At 54.6% G+C, this 19,099-nt stretch carries 18 protein-coding genes; 11 read left to right on the forward strand and 7 right to left on the reverse strand.

Annotation, left to right across the window (positions count from 1 at the left end):
- Position 1 precedes the first annotated feature (1 nt).
- Both recG and ubiA read left to right on the forward strand, forming a co-directional pair.
- Positions 2-2,047, forward strand: coding sequence for an ATP-dependent DNA helicase RecG (gene recG / locus HO274_RS07890; RefSeq protein ID WP_082783071.1), 2,046 nt, complete (start codon positions 2-4; stop codon positions 2,045-2,047).
- A gap of 4 nt (positions 2,048-2,051) precedes the next feature.
- Positions 2,052-2,903, forward strand: coding sequence for a 4-hydroxybenzoate octaprenyltransferase (gene ubiA / locus HO274_RS07895; RefSeq protein ID WP_273118491.1), 852 nt, complete (start codon positions 2,052-2,054; stop codon positions 2,901-2,903).
- Between the two features lie 44 nt (positions 2,904-2,947).
- On the opposite strand, the gene HO274_RS07900 is transcribed toward ubiA, so the two are convergent.
- A complete protein-coding gene (locus HO274_RS07900; protein ID WP_156472614.1) occupies positions 2,948-3,448 on the reverse strand; it encodes a hypothetical protein in 501 nt (166 codons plus the stop codon).
- 56 nt (positions 3,449-3,504) lie between these two features.
- Positions 3,505-5,040 (reverse strand): D-alanyl-D-alanine carboxypeptidase/D-alanyl-D-alanine endopeptidase, encoded by a 1,536-nt coding sequence (dacB, locus tag HO274_RS07905; protein ID WP_273118496.1) that lies wholly within the window; start codon positions 5,038-5,040, stop codon positions 3,505-3,507.
- Positions 5,041-5,243: 203 nt separating this feature from the next.
- Here dacB and groES point away from each other — a divergent pair, with 203 nt between their 5' ends.
- The 3 genes from groES to argH all read left to right on the forward strand — a co-directional run bounded on the left by groES (position 5,244) and on the right by argH (position 8,815).
- Positions 5,244-5,534, forward strand: a complete 291-nt coding sequence (gene groES / locus HO274_RS07910) for a co-chaperone GroES (protein WP_031596557.1) — start codon at positions 5,244-5,246, stop codon at positions 5,532-5,534.
- A 70-nt stretch (positions 5,535-5,604) separates the two neighbouring features.
- Positions 5,605-7,248, forward strand: coding sequence for a chaperonin GroEL (gene groL, locus HO274_RS07915; protein ID WP_031596559.1), 1,644 nt, complete (start codon positions 5,605-5,607; stop codon positions 7,246-7,248).
- 160 nt (positions 7,249-7,408) lie between these two features.
- A complete protein-coding gene (argH, locus tag HO274_RS07920) occupies positions 7,409-8,815 on the forward strand; it encodes an argininosuccinate lyase (protein ID WP_273118502.1) in 1,407 nt (468 codons plus the stop codon).
- A 96-nt stretch (positions 8,816-8,911) separates the two neighbouring features.
- On the opposite strand, the gene HO274_RS07925 is transcribed toward argH, so the two are convergent.
- Complete coding sequence (locus HO274_RS07925) at positions 8,912-9,064, reverse strand: hypothetical protein (RefSeq protein WP_273118505.1); 153 nt, start codon at positions 9,062-9,064, stop codon at positions 8,912-8,914.
- A gap of 6 nt (positions 9,065-9,070) precedes the next feature.
- On the opposite strand from HO274_RS07925, the gene lysA reads away from it, so the two are divergent.
- Complete coding sequence (gene lysA, locus HO274_RS07930; protein ID WP_273118508.1) at positions 9,071-10,333, forward strand: diaminopimelate decarboxylase; 1,263 nt, start codon at positions 9,071-9,073, stop codon at positions 10,331-10,333.
- 54 nt (positions 10,334-10,387) lie between these two features.
- On the forward strand, positions 10,388-11,260 hold the full coding sequence (locus HO274_RS07935) for a hypothetical protein (RefSeq protein ID WP_273118511.1): 873 nt from the start codon (positions 10,388-10,390) through the stop codon (positions 11,258-11,260).
- 30 nt (positions 11,261-11,290) lie between these two features.
- Here HO274_RS07935 and aroE read toward each other — a convergent pair whose 3' ends face one another.
- Positions 11,291-12,124, reverse strand: a complete 834-nt coding sequence (gene aroE / locus HO274_RS07940; RefSeq protein ID WP_273118513.1) for a shikimate dehydrogenase — start codon at positions 12,122-12,124, stop codon at positions 11,291-11,293.
- A complete protein-coding gene (locus tag HO274_RS07945; RefSeq protein WP_273118515.1) occupies positions 12,124-12,576 on the reverse strand; it encodes a rhodanese-like domain-containing protein in 453 nt (150 codons plus the stop codon). Before HO274_RS07945 ends, aroE begins: the two co-directional genes overlap by 1 nt.
- 309 nt (positions 12,577-12,885) lie before the next feature.
- Here HO274_RS07945 and glnA point away from each other — a divergent pair, with 309 nt between their 5' ends.
- The 3 genes from glnA to ntrC all read left to right on the forward strand — a co-directional run bounded on the left by glnA (position 12,886) and on the right by ntrC (position 16,903).
- The gene (gene glnA / locus HO274_RS07950) at positions 12,886-14,295 is read left to right on the forward strand and encodes a type I glutamate--ammonia ligase (RefSeq protein ID WP_273118518.1); all 1,410 of its coding nucleotides are present in this window, start codon (positions 12,886-12,888) and stop codon (positions 14,293-14,295) included.
- Between the two features lie 77 nt (positions 14,296-14,372).
- Positions 14,373-15,461, forward strand: a complete 1,089-nt coding sequence (gene glnL, locus HO274_RS07955; protein WP_031597080.1) for a nitrogen regulation protein NR(II) — start codon at positions 14,373-14,375, stop codon at positions 15,459-15,461.
- Positions 15,462-15,478: 17 nt separating this feature from the next.
- Complete coding sequence (ntrC, locus tag HO274_RS07960; protein WP_273118522.1) at positions 15,479-16,903, forward strand: nitrogen regulation protein NR(I); 1,425 nt, start codon at positions 15,479-15,481, stop codon at positions 16,901-16,903.
- On the opposite strand, the gene xth is transcribed toward ntrC, so the two are convergent.
- Positions 16,858-17,679, reverse strand: coding sequence for an exodeoxyribonuclease III (gene xth / locus HO274_RS07965; protein ID WP_051862240.1), 822 nt, complete (start codon positions 17,677-17,679; stop codon positions 16,858-16,860). The genes ntrC and xth overlap by 46 nt on opposite strands.
- Positions 17,680-17,901: 222 nt before the next feature.
- Between xth and HO274_RS07970 the strand changes: the two genes are divergently transcribed.
- Entirely contained in the window at positions 17,902-18,453 is a 552-nt protein-coding gene (locus HO274_RS07970; protein WP_273118532.1) for a porin family protein, read from the forward strand.
- A 59-nt stretch (positions 18,454-18,512) separates the two neighbouring features.
- Here the strand turns inward: HO274_RS07970 and HO274_RS07975 are convergent, their stop codons facing one another.
- On the reverse strand, positions 18,513-19,067 hold the full coding sequence (locus HO274_RS07975) for a Slp family lipoprotein (RefSeq protein WP_160171536.1): 555 nt from the start codon (positions 19,065-19,067) through the stop codon (positions 18,513-18,515).
- Between the last annotated feature and the right edge of the window lie 32 nt (positions 19,068-19,099).

Genomic DNA, 19,099 nt, shown 5'->3' on the forward strand with positions numbered 1-19,099 from the left:
CATGCTCCTGCCTCCCACTGCACCTCTGAGTGCCCTGAATCTCACCCCACGCCTCTGCAATTTGCTCCACACCCTGGGACTGCACAGCGGATTTGATTTGTTGCTGCATCTTCCCCTGCGCTACGAAGATGAGCGGCACCCACGATCCGTGGCCACTCTTACACCAGGTCAGAGTGCTTGCCTCATCGTTCAGGTGATTCGTCATGAAATTCGCCAGGGTCCCCACCGCACCCTGACCGTACAGGTCAGGGATGAGACCGGCCTGCTTGAATTGCGCTTCCTCCATTTTTATCCCAGTCAACTGCGTTTATTCGCCCCAGGAAACCGGTTGCGCCTCTTTGGTGAAGCGCGTCAAAGTTACCAAGGGCTGGAAATGATCCACCCTCGTTGCCAACTATTCAAGGAAAACAGTCCCCTTCCGGCCACCTTGACTCCCGTTTACCCGACCTGCGCCGGCCTGTCCCAGACTATCCTGCGGCGCACCCTGTTACGGGCGCTGACGCAACTGGATTTGACCGATACTTTGGACCCTTCATGGCGCAACTCCCTGGGGTTACCCGATCTTGCCACGACCCTGAAGATCCTGCATGGCCCCACCGATGCTTTCCAGTTGGTACCCGCCTTATGGCAACGCCTCAAATTTGATGAACTGCTGGCCCAACAATTGTCCATGCATTTCCATCGCCAACATCGCACCGAAACACTGGCCTATGCCTACCCAATCCAAGGAAAACTTTCCCGTCGTCTTGAACGATCTCTTCCTTTCCCTCTCACTGCCGCTCAACACCGCGTAGTGGAGGAAATTCGTCGAGATCTGGCGCAAGAGCGCCCCATGCATCGGCTGTTGCAAGGGGATGTCGGCTGTGGCAAAACCATCGTTGCAGCCCTGGCTGCCGTTCAGTGCATTGAAGGAGGAGGGCAGGTGGCCCTGATGGCACCCACCGAATTACTGGCTCAACAACACCACGCAAAACTCTACGATTTGCTCACTTCCCAAGGAATCTCCATCGAATTACTGACGGGGCAACTTAAAAGTCAGGCCCAGCACCACCTGCGACAACGCCTGGCCAACGGAGAAATTTCCCTGGTCATCGGTACCCATGCCCTGATTCAGGAACGGGTGTCCTTCAAAACCCTGGGGCTGATCATCATCGATGAACAACACCGTTTTGGCGTTGCCCAGCGTCTCTCACTTCATCAGAAAGGAGGGGAATCCACCCGGATCCAACCCCACCAACTCATGATGAGCGCCACGCCCATACCCCGCAGTTTGAGCATGAGTTACTATGCCGACCTCGATGTCTCCGTAATTGATGAACTGCCCCCCGGCCGTCAGGGTATCACCACCAAACTGGTTTCCACTGCCCGCCGGAACGAGGTCATCGAAGGCATTCGTTCAGCCTGTCGCCAGGGCCATCAAGCCTACTGGGTGTGCCCCTTGATCGAAGAATCGGAATTTCTCGACCTGCAGAATGCCCAGGCCACCTTTCAAACCCTCACCGCCGATGCTCCGGATTTGCGCTGCGAATTACTTCATGGCAGACTTGCCGGGGCTGAGAAACGGAATATCATGAACCGTTTCCTGAAGGGAGAACTTCAATTGCTGGTTGCCACCAGCGTCATCGAGGTGGGTGTGGATGTGCCGAATGCGACGCTGATGGTGATTGAACATACGGAACGGATGGGACTGGCTCAACTCCATCAGATGCGCGGACGGGTGGGTCGGGGCACGCGTCCTGGCGTTTGCCTGCTCCTCTATCGTCCCCCTCTGTCCGAGTTGGCGCGTCAACGTCTGAAAGTGATTTATGAACACACCGACGGATTTGAAATTGCCCGCCAGGATCTTCTGCTCCGTGGTCCCGGCGATTACCTGGGCTCCCGTCAAAGTGGCCTGGCCTTGCTGCGTTTCGCGGACCCCGTGCAGGATGATGACCTGCTGACCCTGGCTCGTCGATACGCTGCCACCTGGATCGCCGATGCTCCTGCAAAAGCCCTCCACCATGTCGCGTGCTGGCTGGGCACACGTCAACCCTATCTGACCTCTTGAACCAATGAACTGGAATGCATGGTGGCGCCTGGCCCGGATGGACAAACCCATCGGTACCCTGCTGTTGCTGTGGCCCACACTCTGGGCCCTGTGGCTGGCCAGCCGAGGTCATCCCTCTCTGTCCAATCTGCTCGTTTTCTCCCTCGGTACTCTGCTAATGCGCTCAGCGGGCTGTGTCATGAATGATATCGCTGACCGCAAAGTGGACCCCCACGTTGCCAGAACCCGTTTACGTCCCTTGGCCAGCGGTGAAGTCAGTGTCAAGGAAGCTCTCGTACTGGCGCTTCTCCTGAGCCTGCTCGCCTTCGCCCTGGTTCTGACCCGCAATACACTGACCTTGATACTTTCCCTGCCTGCTCTTTTTCTGGCCGCCAGTTACCCCCTGACCAAACGATTTTTTCCGCTACCCCAGGCCTATCTGGGTATTGCCTTTGGTTTTGGCATTCCCATGGCTTTTGCAGCCGAACTCGGTCAGGTGCCGGGTTCTGCCTGGATACTGATGCTGTCCAACCTCTGCTGGACTCTGGCCTATGACACCGAATATGCCATGGTGGATCGGGAAGATGATCGGCCCTTGGGCATTCATTCCACGGCGCTTCTCTTCGGAAACCGGGACGTACCCCTGATCATGATGTTCTACGGACTTTGCCTGCTCCTGCTGGGCTGGATAGGTTGGCACTTTCATTTGGGCGTGTTTTTTTACGGGGGACTGTGCAGCGCGGCAGGGGTAGCCGGCTTTCATTACACTCTGATCCGTACGCGCGCACGCGCCCAGTGCCTGCGCGCCTTTCTGCACAATACCTGGTTTGGAGCCGCCATCTTTGGAGGAATTCTCTTATCCTACGTCATGGGTTAATAACAACCTACCCCTCCGACTCCAGAGAACTCATTGAATTTGTTTCAAAATCCGTAACGTAGCCCCAAGGACAACAAATCGATGTTGGAATTTCCATTGATCCGGTTGTAATTCAACTGGTAATGGTCCCAGCCCCCTTGAAAACGCAAACGCTGACTGAGATCGTAATGCATCCCCAGGCCCGTCATGTTATAGGGCAGCGCATCGTACAATCCTACCGTCGACGTATTGGCAGCACTGCCCATCCCCTGATTGCGAATGGTTGCCAAACTTCCCGTCAGGGCCAGACGGTCTCCCAAAGGAAGGACTCCCGTACCGCCAAGGACCCAACTGCGAGAAAGCCCGGAAGTCTCCGAACCGCCTAATCCTTCACTGCGCATATGACTGGACAGCGCACTACCTTCCGGGGCCAATTCCGTATTCCATTCCACCGAAAAGGGTAAAGCACTGATCCCGGAAAACCAGCCACCGCTGCTACCCTCCTGAGCCAAGACCGATTGCATCATGAGAAGGAGCACACCCACCCCCTGCATACTCTTTTTCATGACGATTTCTCCCGATGACGGACGCCACCCCCAGTGACACTTCCACACTTTCCATGTTAGCGCAAGGGGTTTGGTGCAGGCAATACCATTGCATTTGAAGTAGTGTTGAACTGTGGTATTTTTGATTCATGACGAACCCATCGGAGCAAGGCTTCCTGGGCTTTTGCCGTACTCTCTGCCCCCGGTCCGTTGGCCAGAAAGACCACTGCCACCCAATGGTTTTGCGCATCCAACCCGTAACCCGCCAAGGCTTTCACACCATCCAACGTACCACTCTTGAGATGAAAGCGACCGCGTAATTGGGGATCTTCAAAAGAATGACGCAACGTTCCATCCACGTTCACCAGCGGCAGGGTGGTCATGAATTCATTCCCATAAAGACTCTTCTCCTGCATCCAAAGTAACAGGCGCGCCAGATGTTCCGCAGAAATACGCGCCTTGCGCGATAACCCGGAACCATTCTCCAGCACCATTTCAGGAAAATCCAACCCTCGTTCCGCCAAAATCCGCAGGACTTTGGCTCGACCACCCGACTCCGTCGCTGCCTTGACAACCTCTGAGTCGTTCATCGCCAGATCGAGCAACAATGTTCGTGCCAGTACATTATTACTGTTCTTGTTCATTTGCAAAAGCAACTCGATCAAAGCGGGAGATTCACTGGAGGCCAGCACGGGCCAGTCTCCGGGCACGGTACCTTGTTCCAGGGTCCCCGCAAACGTTCCTCCCAACTCATGCCACAGAGTCAGAAGGGAGGAATCGAGATAGGCAAAATTGGTGAGCAAGGAAAAACCCATGACCTGAACCCCGCAATCCTGTGGCACGGTCCCCGTCAACTCCAGAATCACCCCTGTATCCAGATGGTTATCGGGATGGGATCGCATCGCCTGTGCCGGAAATTTGGCACGAATGGCATAGTGCAATCCTGAACGCCACAGGGCAGGGCAGGGACCACTGACGGTGCGGGTCCGATTGCTTAGCACGATCTGGGGGAAAGGAAATTCCGACCAGATCTGGAGCGGTTCGCCAACCCGTGCACCGGGACGAATGAACCACCACTGGGTCTGTTGTCCCACCTGCAGGGCATGGGGAATAACGTTATAGGCTCGAAAACCTTCCTGATCGAAGATTTCAGGGGATAACTCCGTGGGGGAAAAACCACTCTGATCAAAACGAATCGGTCCTGACAGTTGATGAATCCCCTGTTGATAAACTTGACGCCAAAGTTCTTGCCAACGCTCCAGGGTCAATCCCGGATCTCCCACCCCGATGACTCCGAAAGGGCCCTGTCCCCTCTGTGCATCCAAACGAGGCACGCGAACTTCCGTGCGCCAGGTTTTGGCAGGACCCCAATTTTCCAGAGCCGCCAGGGTCGTCACCAATTTCATGACGGAAGCTGGATTACGCGGTGTTTGAGCCTCCCAAGCCAGGCGGGGACGAGGTTCGTTGACCCCCCAGACCACGACTGAAACCTCTGAAGCCGGGACACCGGCCTGAGCCAGTGCCTGACGCAGGGTTTGAGGAAGTTCCTGAGAAACGGGGGGGAAAGGCACAGGGTCAGCGCAGGACATCCCACCCCAGATCAGAATCCACATTCCCCCGACAATCCTGCCAAATTTATTTATAATTTCTTTTTACTCAATTGGATATAAAAAACGTCCGAAGGCCGCAGGATTTTGGAAGGATTTTTATATCTGTCCCCTTGAAAACCTTCGAAGGCGCCCATACACTGTTAGCACTCGCACTTGACGAGTGCTAATCCTGTAGCAATTATTTTCTCAACATGGAGAATCGTCGTATGAAAATTCGTCCCTTGCATGATCGTGTGATTGTCAAACGCCTGGAAGAAGAACGCAAGACCGCCTCTGGCATCGTTATCCCGGATTCCGCTGCAGAAAAGCCGGATCAAGGAGAAGTTTTGGCCGTGGGCAAAGGCAAGATTCTGGAAGATGGTACCTTGCGCGCCCTCGAACTCAAAGTGGGCGATCGTGTCCTGTTTGGCAAATACTCAGGCCAAGCCGTCAAAGTAGACGGCGAGGAACTGCTGGTCATGCGTGAAGAAGATGTCATGGGTGTTGTCGAGGCCTAAGCCTCCCCATTTTCAATCGAATCGGTTGGACCCTCTGGGTCCATCCCGTTAAATTTAGGAGTCTATAAAGATGGCAGCTAAAGAAGTTCGTTTTCATGATAGTGCCCGCGCCAAGATGGTCGTGGGTGTCAACATATTGGCCGATGCAGTCAAGGTCACTCTCGGACCCAAGGGTCGGAATGTCGTACTCGAGCGTTCCTTCGGCGCTCCCACCATCACCAAGGATGGCGTATCCGTCGCCAAGGAAATCGAACTGAAGGACAAGTTTGAAAACATGGGCGCTCAGATGGTCAAGGAAGTAGCTTCCAAAACCTCCGATGTCGCAGGCGATGGCACCACCACAGCAACCGTTCTGGCTCAGTCCATTGTCAAGGAAGGCATGAAGTTTGTGGCCGCCGGCATGAACCCCATGGACCTGAAGCGCGGGATCGACCGTGCTGTCGTGGGCATTGTGGAAGAGTTGAAGAAACTCTCCAAACCTTGTACCACCAATACCGAAATCGCTCAGGTGGGTTCCATTTCCGCCAACGCCGATCACTCCATCGGTGAGATCATTTCCCAAGCCATGGACAAGGTGGGCAAGGAAGGCGTCATTACCGTGGAAGATGGCTCCGGTTTGCAAAATGAACTGGAAGTCGTGGAAGGCATGCAATTCGACCGCGGCTACCTCTCTCCCTACTTTGTCAACAACCAGGATCGTCAAATCGCCTTGCTGGAAGATCCCTACGTGCTCCTGCACGACAAGAAAATCTCCAACATCCGCGATCTGCTGCCCGTACTGGAGCAAGTGGCCAAGTCAGGGCGTCCGCTCCTGATCATCGCCGAAGATGTGGAAGGGGAGGCTCTGGCCACCCTGGTCGTCAATAACATTCGCGGCATTCTCAAAACCACCGCCGTCAAGGCTCCTGGGTTTGGTGATCGGCGCAAGGCCATGCTGGAAGATATCGCCATTCTGACCGGTGGAACCGTGATTGCAGAAGAAGTCGGTTTGTCACTGGAAAAAGTGACGTTGAATGAACTGGGCCGTGCCAAACGTATCGAAGTAGGCAAGGAAGAAACCACCGTCATCGATGGCGCCGGGAACGAAGAGTCCATCAAGGGCCGCGTGACCCAGATTCGCAAGCAAATCGAAGAAGCCAGCAGCGACTACGATCGGGAAAAACTGCAGGAACGTGTGGCCAAGTTGGCGGGTGGCGTTGCAGTCATCAAGGTAGGTGCCGCCACTGAAGTAGAAATGAAGGAAAAGAAGGCACGCGTGGAAGATGCTCTGCACGCCACCCGCGCAGCAGTGGAAGAAGGGATCGTTCCTGGGGGCGGAGTTGCGCTGTTGCGTGCCCGTTCTACCCTGACCGCGCTCAAGGGTGACAATGCCGATCAGGATGCTGGCATCAAGATCGTGGAACGTGCCATCGAAGAACCCCTGCGTCAGATCGTTGCCAATTGTGGCGATGAGCCTTCCGTTGTGGTCAACAAGGTACTGGAAGGAAAAGGAAACTTCGGTTACAACGCTCAAACCGGTGAGTATGGTGATCTGGTTGCCATGGGCGTGGTCGATCCTACCAAAGTTACCCGTTTTGCTTTGCAAAATGCGGCCAGCATCGCCGGTTTGATGCTGACCACCGATTGCATGGTGGCGGAACTGGCCAAGGAAGAATCCCCCATGTCCGGTGGGGGAATGGGCGGTATGGGTGGCATGGGCGGCATGGACATGTAATTTCCCTGTGGTTCTCTCCGGTGTTCCATTCCGGAGCGTTGCGCCAAACCCCCTTCAGACCAGGTCTGAAGGGGGTTTTTCCTGTTTGATTCCCTTCGGTTGATAGGTAAAGGGGGCGGTCTGATTTATAATGGCTACATCACATTCTGTTGAGCATTCGATGACCTCTTCCGACACTCCGCCGCAAAAATCCTGGTCCGGACGTTTCAGTGTCCCTGTTGCTGAAACCGTCAAGCGTTACACGGCTTCGGTGCTTTTCGACAAACGCCTGGCAGCCTATGATATTCAGGGCTCTCTGGCTCATGCCCAGATGTTGTGCGAAGTCGGCATCCTGACAGAGGGGGATTTTTCTGCTATCCAGCACGGTCTAGCCGTCATTCGCCAAGAGGTGGAACAGGATCGGTTTCCATGGACGCTGGACGACGAGGACGTTCACCTCAACATCGAAAAACGGCTCACCCAACTGGTGGGAGATGCGGGCAAACGACTTCATACTGGGCGCTCGCGCAACGATCAAGTGGCCACAGATATCCGTCTCTATCTACGTGCCGCCATCGATCAGCACCAGGTCCAACTGCGCGCCCTTCAATGCGCCCTGATCTGTCTGGCCGAACAGCATGTGGATACGCTTATGCCTGGGTTCACTCATTTGCAAGTGGCACAACCCGTTTCCTTTGCCCACCATCTGCTGGCCTATGTGGAAATGCTGGGTCGGGATCGTCAACGCCTGACAGACTGCCGCCAACGAGTCAACCAACTTCCCCTGGGTGCTGCGGCCTTGGCGGGAACCAGTTACCCCATCCAACGGGAACGGGTGGCCGAGTTACTGGGATTCGAAGGACTCTGTCGCAATTCTCTGGATGCCGTTTCTGACCGCGACTTTGCCATTGAATATTGTGCTGCGGCTTCCTTGCTGATGGTCCATCTGTCCCGTCTGTCTGAGGAACTGATCCTGTGGATGAGCCCGCGCTTCAATTTCGTCCGGATCGGTGATGCGTTTTGCACGGGTTCCTCAATCATGCCCCAGAAACGCAACCCTGACGTCCCTGAATTGGTGCGCGGCAAATCCGGACGTATCATTGGGCATCTCATGGGGTTACTGGTCCTCATGAAGGGACAACCCCTGGCTTACAACAAGGATAATCAGGAGGATAAGGAGCCGCTTTTCGATACCGTGGAAACGCTGTCTCAAACCCTGATCATCTATACCGAAATGATGGGAGATGTGCAGGTTAATGCCGTTGCCTTACGGCAAGCAGCGCAGGAAGGGTTTTCCACTGCCACTGACTTGGCTGATTATCTGGTCAAGAAGGGAACTCCTTTTCGGGATGCTCATGAAATTGTGGCACGTGCCGTACGCCATGCGGAATCCGAAGGCTGCGACCTGGCGGATCTGCCCCTGACCACGCTCCGAACCTTTTCTTCCATCATCGGATCCGATGTTCATGCAGTGCTGACTTTGGAAGGTTCGGTGGCCAGTCGCGATATTCCTGGCGGAACGGCACCGACCCGAGTCCGCTCCGCCCTTCAGGAAGCACGGCAGCGCTGGGATCATGCAGGAGAGTAACTGCCCTCCACGGGCAAGGGGAATACGTTCAGGATGCTGGACATTGTGGGGTTTGCTTTGCCTGCCCCTGTGGGGGTGCGGACTCAAAGGAGGGCTCTATTTGCCGCCCGGACAAACGCCGGTTTCAGCCACCGTGCCAGCGCCAACACCGTCTTCGGAACCCACGATCCCTGCTCCTGCACCTTCGGGAACTTCTCCCTCTGCTCCTTCCCCCAATCCTGCCGCACCCCAAAACTCTCCTTGACGCAAATCGCCATGTCCCTACCTCTTACTGCTTTTGGCCCATACCGTGCGCCCACCAATGACACCCTGATGCTGGAGTCAGTTTCTTTGAACGAGATTGCCGAACGCTACGGGACTCCGTGCTATGTGTACTCTCAATCCGCCCTGCTCCAGTCTTATCAGGAGTACCGGGATGCCTTTCAATCCTTTGATACCCTTGTCTGCTATGCCGTCAAGGCCAATGCCAACCTGTCTCTTCTACGTCTCCTCGCCGCGCAGGGTGCCGGTTTCGATATCGTGTCCGGTGGAGAATTATTCCGCGTGCTGCAGGCTGGTGGAGATCCGCGCCGCATCGTATTTTCAGGGGTTGCCAAGTCCGAACGGGAGATCGATGAAGCATTGAAGGCGGGTATCCTCTGTTTCAACGTAGAATCCGCCGCCGAACTCCAGCGACTATCCGAACGTGCCACTCGGTTGGAAATGACTGCACCCATCTCACTCAGGGTCAATCCGGAGGTTGATGCGCGGACTCACCCCTACATCGCCACAGGATTACGTACCAGCAAATTCGGCGTACCCGCAACCACTGCGTTGGCCCTTTATCGGAAAGCACAGAAACTTCCTCACCTGAAAATCGTTGGAATCGACTGTCATATCGGATCCCAGATCACCACGCTGGAACCTTTTCTTGAAGCCACCGATAAAATTCTCGAACTCGTGCACCAACTCGCCGCAGAAGGTATCCCCTTGGAGCACATCGATCTGGGAGGCGGCGTAGGTATTTGTTACCGTGATGAAGATCCGCTCTCCCTTTCCGCCTATGCAACTGCATTGAAACCGCGTTTCAGCCAGTTCCAGGGACGCCTGCTCTTTGAGCCCGGACGACGTATCGTCGGTAATGCCGGTCTACTCCTTACTCGTGTGGAGTACCTGAAAACCATTCCGGAACGTCAATTGGTGATTGTGGATGCTGGTATGAACGATTTGATGCGACCCTCCCTGTACCAGGCCTGGCATGAAATCGTGCCCGTCGATGCGCCCCGAAAAACGGATCAAAAAGTGGATATCGTGGGTCCCGTCTGCGAATCCAGTGATGTGCTGGGTACAGGACGTACACTGGACGTACAGGCGGGTGACCTGCTGGCCATTCTTTCCTGCGGCGCCTATGGTGCCTCCATGTCTTCTCGTTACAATGCTCGCCCGCTCATCCCTGAGGTACTGGTCCATGGGTCCCAGACCACCGTGATCCGCCGCCGGGAAACCTATGCAGACTTGATCCAACATGAATTGTCCTGATTCACGCCCCTTTTCTTCGCCTCTATCTATACGAAAAGGGGAATTCGGCCTACAATGACCCTTACTCTTCTCATGCAGGAGTTCATCATGGTCGCCGCAAAGAAATCCTCCTCTGCTCTGCAGTCTCCCGAGTCCGAAGCGCTTTTGGTGCTCAAAAAGAATAAGAAAAAGGCTGCCAAAAAGGAAAAATCCAAGGGCAGTTCAGACATAGGGAAAGAGAAAAAAGGCAAGAAAGCCAAAAAGGCGGAAAACAAATCCGCCAAGAAGTTAAAAAAATCGGAGAAAAAAGCGCGCAAGGTCAAAGCCTCGAAAACCCTCGGGGAAGCGTTCTCTGTAGTCACGCTGGTGGATGCCGTCGTTGAGGAATCCACACCTGCCGAAGTCACGGTTCCCTCCAAGCCGTCTCCGTCCACCCGGAAGAAAAAATCAGCGGGGACCTTGGCTTCTGCCGAAAAGCCTCGCCGCCCCAAGAAAACACCTGCGCTCCCCGAAAAGGAGGTCGCCCTACCCGCCAAGCGCGCTCGTCGAGTTGTTGCACCAGTAGAGGTTACCACTCCACCGTTGGCCGAGGGCAAGACACGCAGAACCTCTGTCAAGAAGACTTCTTCCGCCTCCCCTGTGGCTGCTCAGCGCAGAAAACGCGCAGTTCCCTCGCAACCGCCCATTATTTCTCCAGAAAAAGTCACCGCCTCTTCTCCCAAGAGTCCCCGTCGCCCTCGTGCCCCCAAAACCATTCCTCCATTGACCGAGCCTCCATTGACCGAGCCTCCATTGACCGAGCCTCCATTGACCGAGCCTCCATTGACCGAGCCTCCATTGACCGAGCCTCCATTGACCGAGCCTCCATTGACCGAGCCTCCATTGACCGAGCCTCCATTGACCGAGCCTCCATTGACCGAGCCTCCATTGATCGAGCCCATGACTTGAGGCGGTGAACCGGGAGGCAAGTTGCTCGGTTCAGTGACATGCGGCGCGCAGCGCATATAACACCTCTGCGCCGGGGGGACGTATACCTCGCCACAAATAGAAGGATTCGGCGGCCTGTTCCACCAGCATCCCCAATCCGTCCTCCGTCTGACCGGCTCCTGCTTCCCTGGCCAATTTCAAAAATGGGGTGGTCAGACCTTTTCCGTAGCCCAAATCATAAGCCAGGGTCCTCTGGTCAAAGAGTACCGCCGGAAGTGGAGGCAGATCGCCTGCCACCGCCGTGGACGTGGCATTGATCACCACTTCATAACCATGGGCCGGTATCTCCGGCCAAGAAAATGCACGACAGGAAACTTCGTTGGACAGTGACTCCAATTCGCGCACCAGAGTCTGTGCCCGCACCACAGTCCGGTTAGCGATATCCAACTGCACGATCCCTGCCTTCAATAAGGGCTGCACAATGCCTCGTGCGGCCCCACCAGCACCCAGAATCAGAACCCGTGAACCCTTGAGATTCACGCCCAGATTCAGGGTCATATCACGAACCAATCCCTCACCATCCGTATTGTCGGCCCAAAGCACTCCCTCTGGAGTCATCCCCAGGGTATTGGCCGCACGCGCCACCTGAGCACGGTGGGACCTCTGCACAGCCAGAGCGAAGGCGCGCTCCTTGAAGGGTAGGGTCACATTCAAACCCAGCCCTCCCGCCGCAAAGAAACGGACGACCTCGGTTTCAAAACCGTCTGGCGTTCCTTCGATCCGTTCGTAACTGAGGTTCTGACCTGTCAGAAGGGCAAAATGTCGATGAATGTCGGGAGAACGGCTATGCCGAATCGGATGCCCAATCACCCCGTATCGATCCATCAACTCTGTTTCCAGGGCAACCCGGCAGCCTGCCACCCATTCAGATGGCCGCGGTGCCCCTGTGGGTCTCGGTCCCCTTCAAAACCCTGAAGAACGTTATAACATCCTGTCCAACCCACAGAGGTGGCCGCTTCTGCCGCTGCGTGGGACCGGGCACCGGAACGGCACAAAAAAAGCACCAACGCCCCTTCAGGAACCCGTTCACGCAAACTATCCAGAAACGATTCATTGCGCACACCCATGGGATAGGACTGCCATTCCACATGTACCGCTCCGGGCACAGATCCGACCCAATCCCACTCCGCTTGCGTACGAACATCCACCAGTACCGCCTGAGCATTCAGATTTAACAGTTCGAAAGCCTCGGTGGGAAGCAGTGCCCCTGCATAGGACAATCCGATTTCACGCCCTCGTTGTTGGGCAACTTTCAATAATTCGGCTATTCTGGACATGAAATACCTCATCAATGGATCAAAATGTATTGTAACCAAAACCCGTCCCATTCATCAGGTAAAGCGCAGACAATTTTTGCGCGCAAAGATGCACTTTCATGGTGCGTTTTATCTAAAAAGCACCATAATGGTGCGAACCGAAGGATATCAAAAAATCATGTTCTATTACTCTTTCCTTATGGCACAATGCTGAAATAGATTGGAAGGGTTTTGCATGTAACCTGCTTATCCTCAGTGGGGTTGAGTGAGAGGGATTCAGGACGCCAATGGGTTTGTACTATCCTCAAATTTTCTGACAGGAGAGAAGAAATGGCAGTTGCCGATGTAATGCAGATGGTCAAGGACCACGAAGTCAAATTCGTCGATTTTCGTTTTACGGATACCCGCGGCAAGGAGCAGCACGTTTCCGTTCCTGTCAGCAGTTTTGGCCCGGAAAAGTTTACCGAAGGTCATGCCTTTGATGGTTCCTCCATCGCCGGCTGGAAAGGGATTCAGGCCTCCGACATGCTTTTGATGCCCGACCCCAACACCGCCAACCTTGATCCTTTTTTGGATGAGTCCACGCTGATCCTGACCTGCGATGTAATCGAACCTTCCGATGGCAAGGGTTATGATCGTGACCCCCGTTCCTTGGCAAAACGGGCAGAATCCTATTTGAAGTCCAGCGGCATCGGTGACACCGCCTACTTTGGTCCTGAACCTGAATTTTTTGTGTTTGATTCTGTCACCTGGCATGTGGACATGTCCGGATGTTCCGTCCGGGTGGAATCCGAAGAAGCCCCCTGGTCTTCCGGAAAATCCTATGAAGGCGGCAATATGGGTCACCGTCCTGCAGTCAAAGGCGGCTATTTCCCCGTTCCTCCCGTGGATTCTCTCCAGGACATCCGCTCGGCCATGTGCCTGGCACTGGAAGATATGGGGGTTCCGGTGGAAGTACATCACCATGAGGTGGCTGCTCCGGGTCAATGCGAAATCGGTACCAAATTTGCTCCCCTGGTACAACGCGCAGACTGGCTTCAAATCCTCAAGTATGTGGTTCATAATGTGGCCCATTCCTACGGCAAAACTGCCACTTTCATGCCCAAGCCCGTTGTCGGTGACAATGGTTCCGGAATGCATGTTCACCAGTCTGTCTGGAAAGATGGAAAAAACCTGTTTGCAGGCAATGGCTACGCCGGTCTCTCCGACTTCGCTCTCTATTACATCGGCGGGATCATCAAGCACGCCAAAGCCCTCAACGCCATTACCAATCCCAGCACCAATTCCTACAAGCGCTTGGTTCCCGGTTTTGAAGCCCCCGTCAAATTGGCCTATTCCGCCCGTAACCGTTCAGCAGCGATTCGCGTCCCCTTTGTACAAAGCGACAAGGCCCGCCGTATTGAAGTACGCTTCCCGGACCCCACCGCCAACCCCTATCTGGCTTTCTCGGCACTGATGATGGCCGGTCTGGACGGAATCCAGAACAAGATCCACCCTGGCGAAGCCTCCGACCGCGACCTGTACCATCTGAGCCCTGAGGAAGATGCCAAGATTCCTGCTCCTGCGGCATCCCTGGAAGAAGCGTTGGCCGCCCTGGACAAGGATCGCGAGTTCCTGACCCGTGGGGGCGTGTTCTCCAGTGACATGATCGATGCCTACATCGCTCTCAAGATGGAAGAAGTCACCCTGTTCCGGATGACCACTCACCCTCTGGAATTCCAGATGTACTACAGTCTGTAAATCCGAGTCAAAGACATTACACTCGATATGTCCGCAGTCAACAGCCCGTCAGCCTTTTTTGGATGACGGGCTTTTTCATGGAATCTCCCCACCTGATCAATCAAGAGGATGCTCGTTTTGTCGGACTGGATCTTCTCCATACCGCCATTCTAGTATTGGATCGAGGCCTGCGCATCCGCTTCGTCAATACCGCCACCGAAAGTTTGCTGGCCATGGGACGCAAGAACCTCGTCAATTCCCCCTTGACCCAAATCTCCCTTTCCTCTCAAAGTCTGGTAGAACTCACGCGCACGGCACTCCAACAGGAACTGGGCTTTCTGGAGCATGAATGGGTCATCCAGCCGATCCAGGGAGAACCTCAGGTCATCAGTTGCACGGGGACCCCGCTGGGCACACCGGTACAGGGCATTCTCCTGGAGTTGCGCCCCATCACCCAACGTATGCGCATTGCCCGGGAAGAAAAGATTCTCGAGGATCAAAAAACCAACCGGGAACTGTTACGCAATCTGGCCCATGAGATCCGCAATCCTCTGGGAGGGATCCGTGGCGCAGCTCAGTTACTGGAAGGAGAATTGGATTCGCCCGAATTGAAGGAATATACGCAGGTCATTCGTGACGAAACCGACCGCTTGCAAAACCTGATGGATCGGCTTCTCAGTTCGCGTCCCTCCCGTCAAGTATCCGCCCTCAATATTCATGAGGTGCTGGAACGGGTTCGTACCATTCTTTTGGCTGAATTTCCTCAGGGCCTGGAACTCAAGCGCGACTATGATCCCAGTTTGCCTGACCTGCAGGGGGATCGGGAACAACTCATCCAGGCCGTGCTCAATATTACGCGCAATGCAGCACAGGCGCTGGGAGGCACAGGCACGATCCACCTGCAAAGTCGTCCTTTGCGCCAGGTCACCTTGGCACGACGTCGTTTTCGCCTGGGGTTGATGATCCGTATTCGGGATAATGGTCCAGGCATTCCGGAAGACCTTCAAAAACGCATTTTTCAGCCTCTGGTTTCGGGTCGCGAGGGGGGAAGCGGTTTGGGATTGATGTTGGCACAAAACTTGATTAGCCAACATCAGGGATTGGTAGAATTTGACAGCAGACCCGGTGAGACCTGCTTCACCCTCATTCTTCCTCTCCTGGAAACCGAACAATCCACTGAGCCCTGAACTCCATCGAGGAAATAATGACCCATACCGTCTGGATTGTAGATGATGACCGTTCCATCCGCTGGGTGCTTGAAAAGGTACTGGGACGCGAGGAGATTCCCTACCTCTCCTTTTCCAGCGCCACGGAAGCCCTGAATGCTCTGGAATCCGGTGAATTGCCCGCGGCCATCGTAAGCGATATCCGCATGCAGGGTCTTAGCGGACTGGATTTTCTGGAACGTGTCAAACAGGATCATCCTGATATCCCCATTATCATCATGACCGCTTATTCGGACCTGGAAAGTGCCGTCTCAGCCTTTCAAGGCGGGGCTTACGAGTACCTTCCCAAACCCTTTGATGTGGAACAAGCGCTGGCCTTGGTACAACGTGCCCTGTCCGAGCAAACTTCACTTTCCGAGGAGCCTGTCGCCAACTCCGCTCCTCCACTGGATATTCTTGGTCAGGCACCTGCCATGCAAGTGGTGTTTCGAGCCATTGGGCGTTTGGCACACTCCCATGCCTCGGTCCTGATCACCGGCGAATCCGGCAGTGGTAAGGAACTGGTGGCACGGGCACTCCATCGTCATGGACCCCGTGCCGGGATGCCCTTCGTTGCCCTCAATACTGCAGCCATTCCCAGAGACCTGCTGGAATCCGAACTTTTTGGGCACGAAAAAGGGGCCTTTACCGGAGCCACCCAACAACGTCCTGGTCGATTTGAACAGGCAGAAGGAGGGACTCTGTTTCTCGATGAAATCGGGGACATGCCTCTCGAGTTACAAACCCGTCTACTGCGCGTACTCTCCGATGGACATTACTACCGCGTGGGCGGACAGACGCCCCTCCGTGCCCGTGCGCGCATCATTGCCGCTACCCATCAGAACCTCGAGCGCCAGGTGGATGAAGGATCTTTTCGTGAAGATCTCTTTCATCGCCTCAATGTCATTCGCATTCGGCTTCCTGCCCTACGTGAACGCCCCGAGGATATTCCCCTGTTGGCCCAACATTTTCTGCAACAAAGCGCACGTTCCCTGGAGGTGGAGCCCAAACGCCTATCCGAGGCGACTCAACGCTTGATCACCACCTTGGAATGGAAAGGGAATGTGCGCCAACTGGAAAACCTCTGTCATTGGTTGACGGTCATGGCCCCTGGTATCGTGGTGGAGCCTGCGGACCTTCCTCCGGAATTGCGTTCCCAACCCGTTGCCCAGATCCGCCCTCCGGCGGAACTCTGGCAGGAGAGTGCCGCCCGGGAAATTGCCCAGCGTCTGTCCCAGGGAGAAACAGACCTAGCCTTGACTCTGGTGGACCAACTGGAGCGTATCCTCATCACCGAAGCGCTGGCCCATACCCAGGGAAGGCGCATCGAAGCGGCCCAACGTCTCGGATGGGGAAGAAATACCCTTACCCGTAAAATTCACGCTCTGGGACTGGATAAACTTTTGGGTTCGGCTCCTGAATAGGGCACAGGCGCTGCCTCAAATGTTGCCCACACGGGAGTATGATCGGAAGGACGTTCCCACCCGCGTGGGTCCCGATCGATGGTACAGGAACGCAGGGTAGCACCCAGTCTTTGACTGGCCAGCAAATGATCAATGCGCAACCCCAAATTGCGCTTGAACGCATTGACCCGGTAATGCCACCAACTGAAGGATCGCTCCTCCTGAGGAAATTGCCGAAAGCAATCCACCAACCCCAAGGCCTCCAATGCCTGGAACTTCTCCCGCTCGGGAGGACTGCACAACACTTCCCCGGCCCAGGCCGCCGGATCATGAATGTCCCGGTCTTCCGGCGCAATGTTGTAATCTCCTGCCACGAGCAGACAGGGATAGCGCACCAGACTGTCCTGCAAATAATCATGCAGTGCATCGAACCAGGCAAGTTTGTAAACGTACTTTTCCGAACTGAGCGATTCGCCATTGGGACAATACACACTGATCACTCGAACGTCGCCAAATGTGGCGGCAATGACCCTTCGCTGGGGATCTTCCCATTGAGGCAACCCGATCACCTCATCCACCCCGGGTTGTAAGGAAACCAACGCCACTCCATTATAGGTTTTCTGTCCCGCCACATGAGCGTGATAACCCACCGCTCGAAATGCTTCCCAAGGAAAATCCGGGGCCTCACACTTGAGCTCCTGCAGGCAAAGAACATCCGGTTTTTCTTTCTCCAACCAAGCCAGCACATGGGACAGCCGCACCCGGATGGAATTGACATTCCACGTCGCAATTTTCAAGAAAGCACCTCTAATATCAATCAATTGTAAAGTTTCACTCACGCTTGAAGAAGATCATGCGCAACCCTCAGTGCAAGATCGTTTTACCGCCAAACTCTAACATTATGTTGTAAATATGATACATATTTTGCAATTATGGAGGATTTGTGTCATAATTGTTACAGTTGCACCCTTTTCATTGACTGTAAAATTCATAACCCTTAACCACTCAGGAGCATTCACATGTTCAAAAAAGCACTTCTCGTAACTTCTCTGGTATCTGTTTCCTTGTCGGCCATGGCCGATGGGAGCGGCTGGATCAATGACTATGCAGGGGTTGCCCTTGGCTCCGCCACTTCACCCAACCCCGGCATCGGCAACAACGCCAATGCCAACGTGGGCGAAGTCGGTTCCGAATACCGTGTGTTCGCTGGTCACGAATTTACCCAGAACTTCGGTATTGAAACACAGTACAACCATTACCATGGATTCGGTGGAAATATGGCCGATGGGTCAGCTCACTCCTTTGACCTGTTGGGAACGGGCACTTACTACTTTGACCGTGCCAACACCATCGGTCTGGTGGGCAAGGCCGGTTTCAATTACTCCACAGTCGGCTCCTATGGCCTGACCAATGGGGGGTTTGGCTGGGTCTATGGCGCGGGACTGCGTTACAATGTTTCCCGTCAGTTCGATATTCGTGCTGACTACCAACGTGATCAGTTGGGCTATGCCAACAACTATTTCAGCAATGCTGAAAACACCTACACCATTGGTGCTGCTTACCACTTCTAAGCTCCAAGTCGTTGTTCTTCATTCAGGTCAAGTCAGCAATGACTTGACCTGAATTTTTTCTACCAAGGCATACCGATATCAGGGCCCATCCATGGGGTCATCGGGCCATCCATGGGATCCCCGAAGGGGCTCATCCCAAATCCCTCTCCATAGTACATGCCGGAATTATCCATGGGGACATCCTTTGGCCATAGATAGACCACATCCGCAGCCACATGGGGAAAGATGTAGCGCATGTCACCCACCTTGCCGATGGTCGGAACCTGTAGCGTACCCGTTACGGTAATCTGTCTCTTCAAAGAATAAATGGAGGGGTCAAAAAACCCATGGGCACAGGCAATGAATCGTCCATCGGAATGATCATCATCCACGGGACGACCAGAATCATCCAGGGTATGACTCACTACATGAAAACACGTGTCGGTTTTTCCTGGCTTGACACCTGCAATCACCCCGCCCCACCGCACTTTTTCACCCACGACACTGGGGTCATTTTGGGCCGTACGGGGTAGAATGGGGACGAAGTCATTTCCCGCCAAAGGTGCTGGAGGCGTGCTGGCACAGGAAGCCAGGCCAACCGTCAATCCCGTTAACAATAAAAGTTTGAACCGCATGATCTCTGCTCCCCCCATAGACTTTATTGAAG

Source organism: Ferrovum myxofaciens, from assembly GCF_013181415.1.
Lineage (GTDB): Bacteria > Pseudomonadota > Gammaproteobacteria > Burkholderiales > Ferrovaceae > Ferrovum > Ferrovum myxofaciens.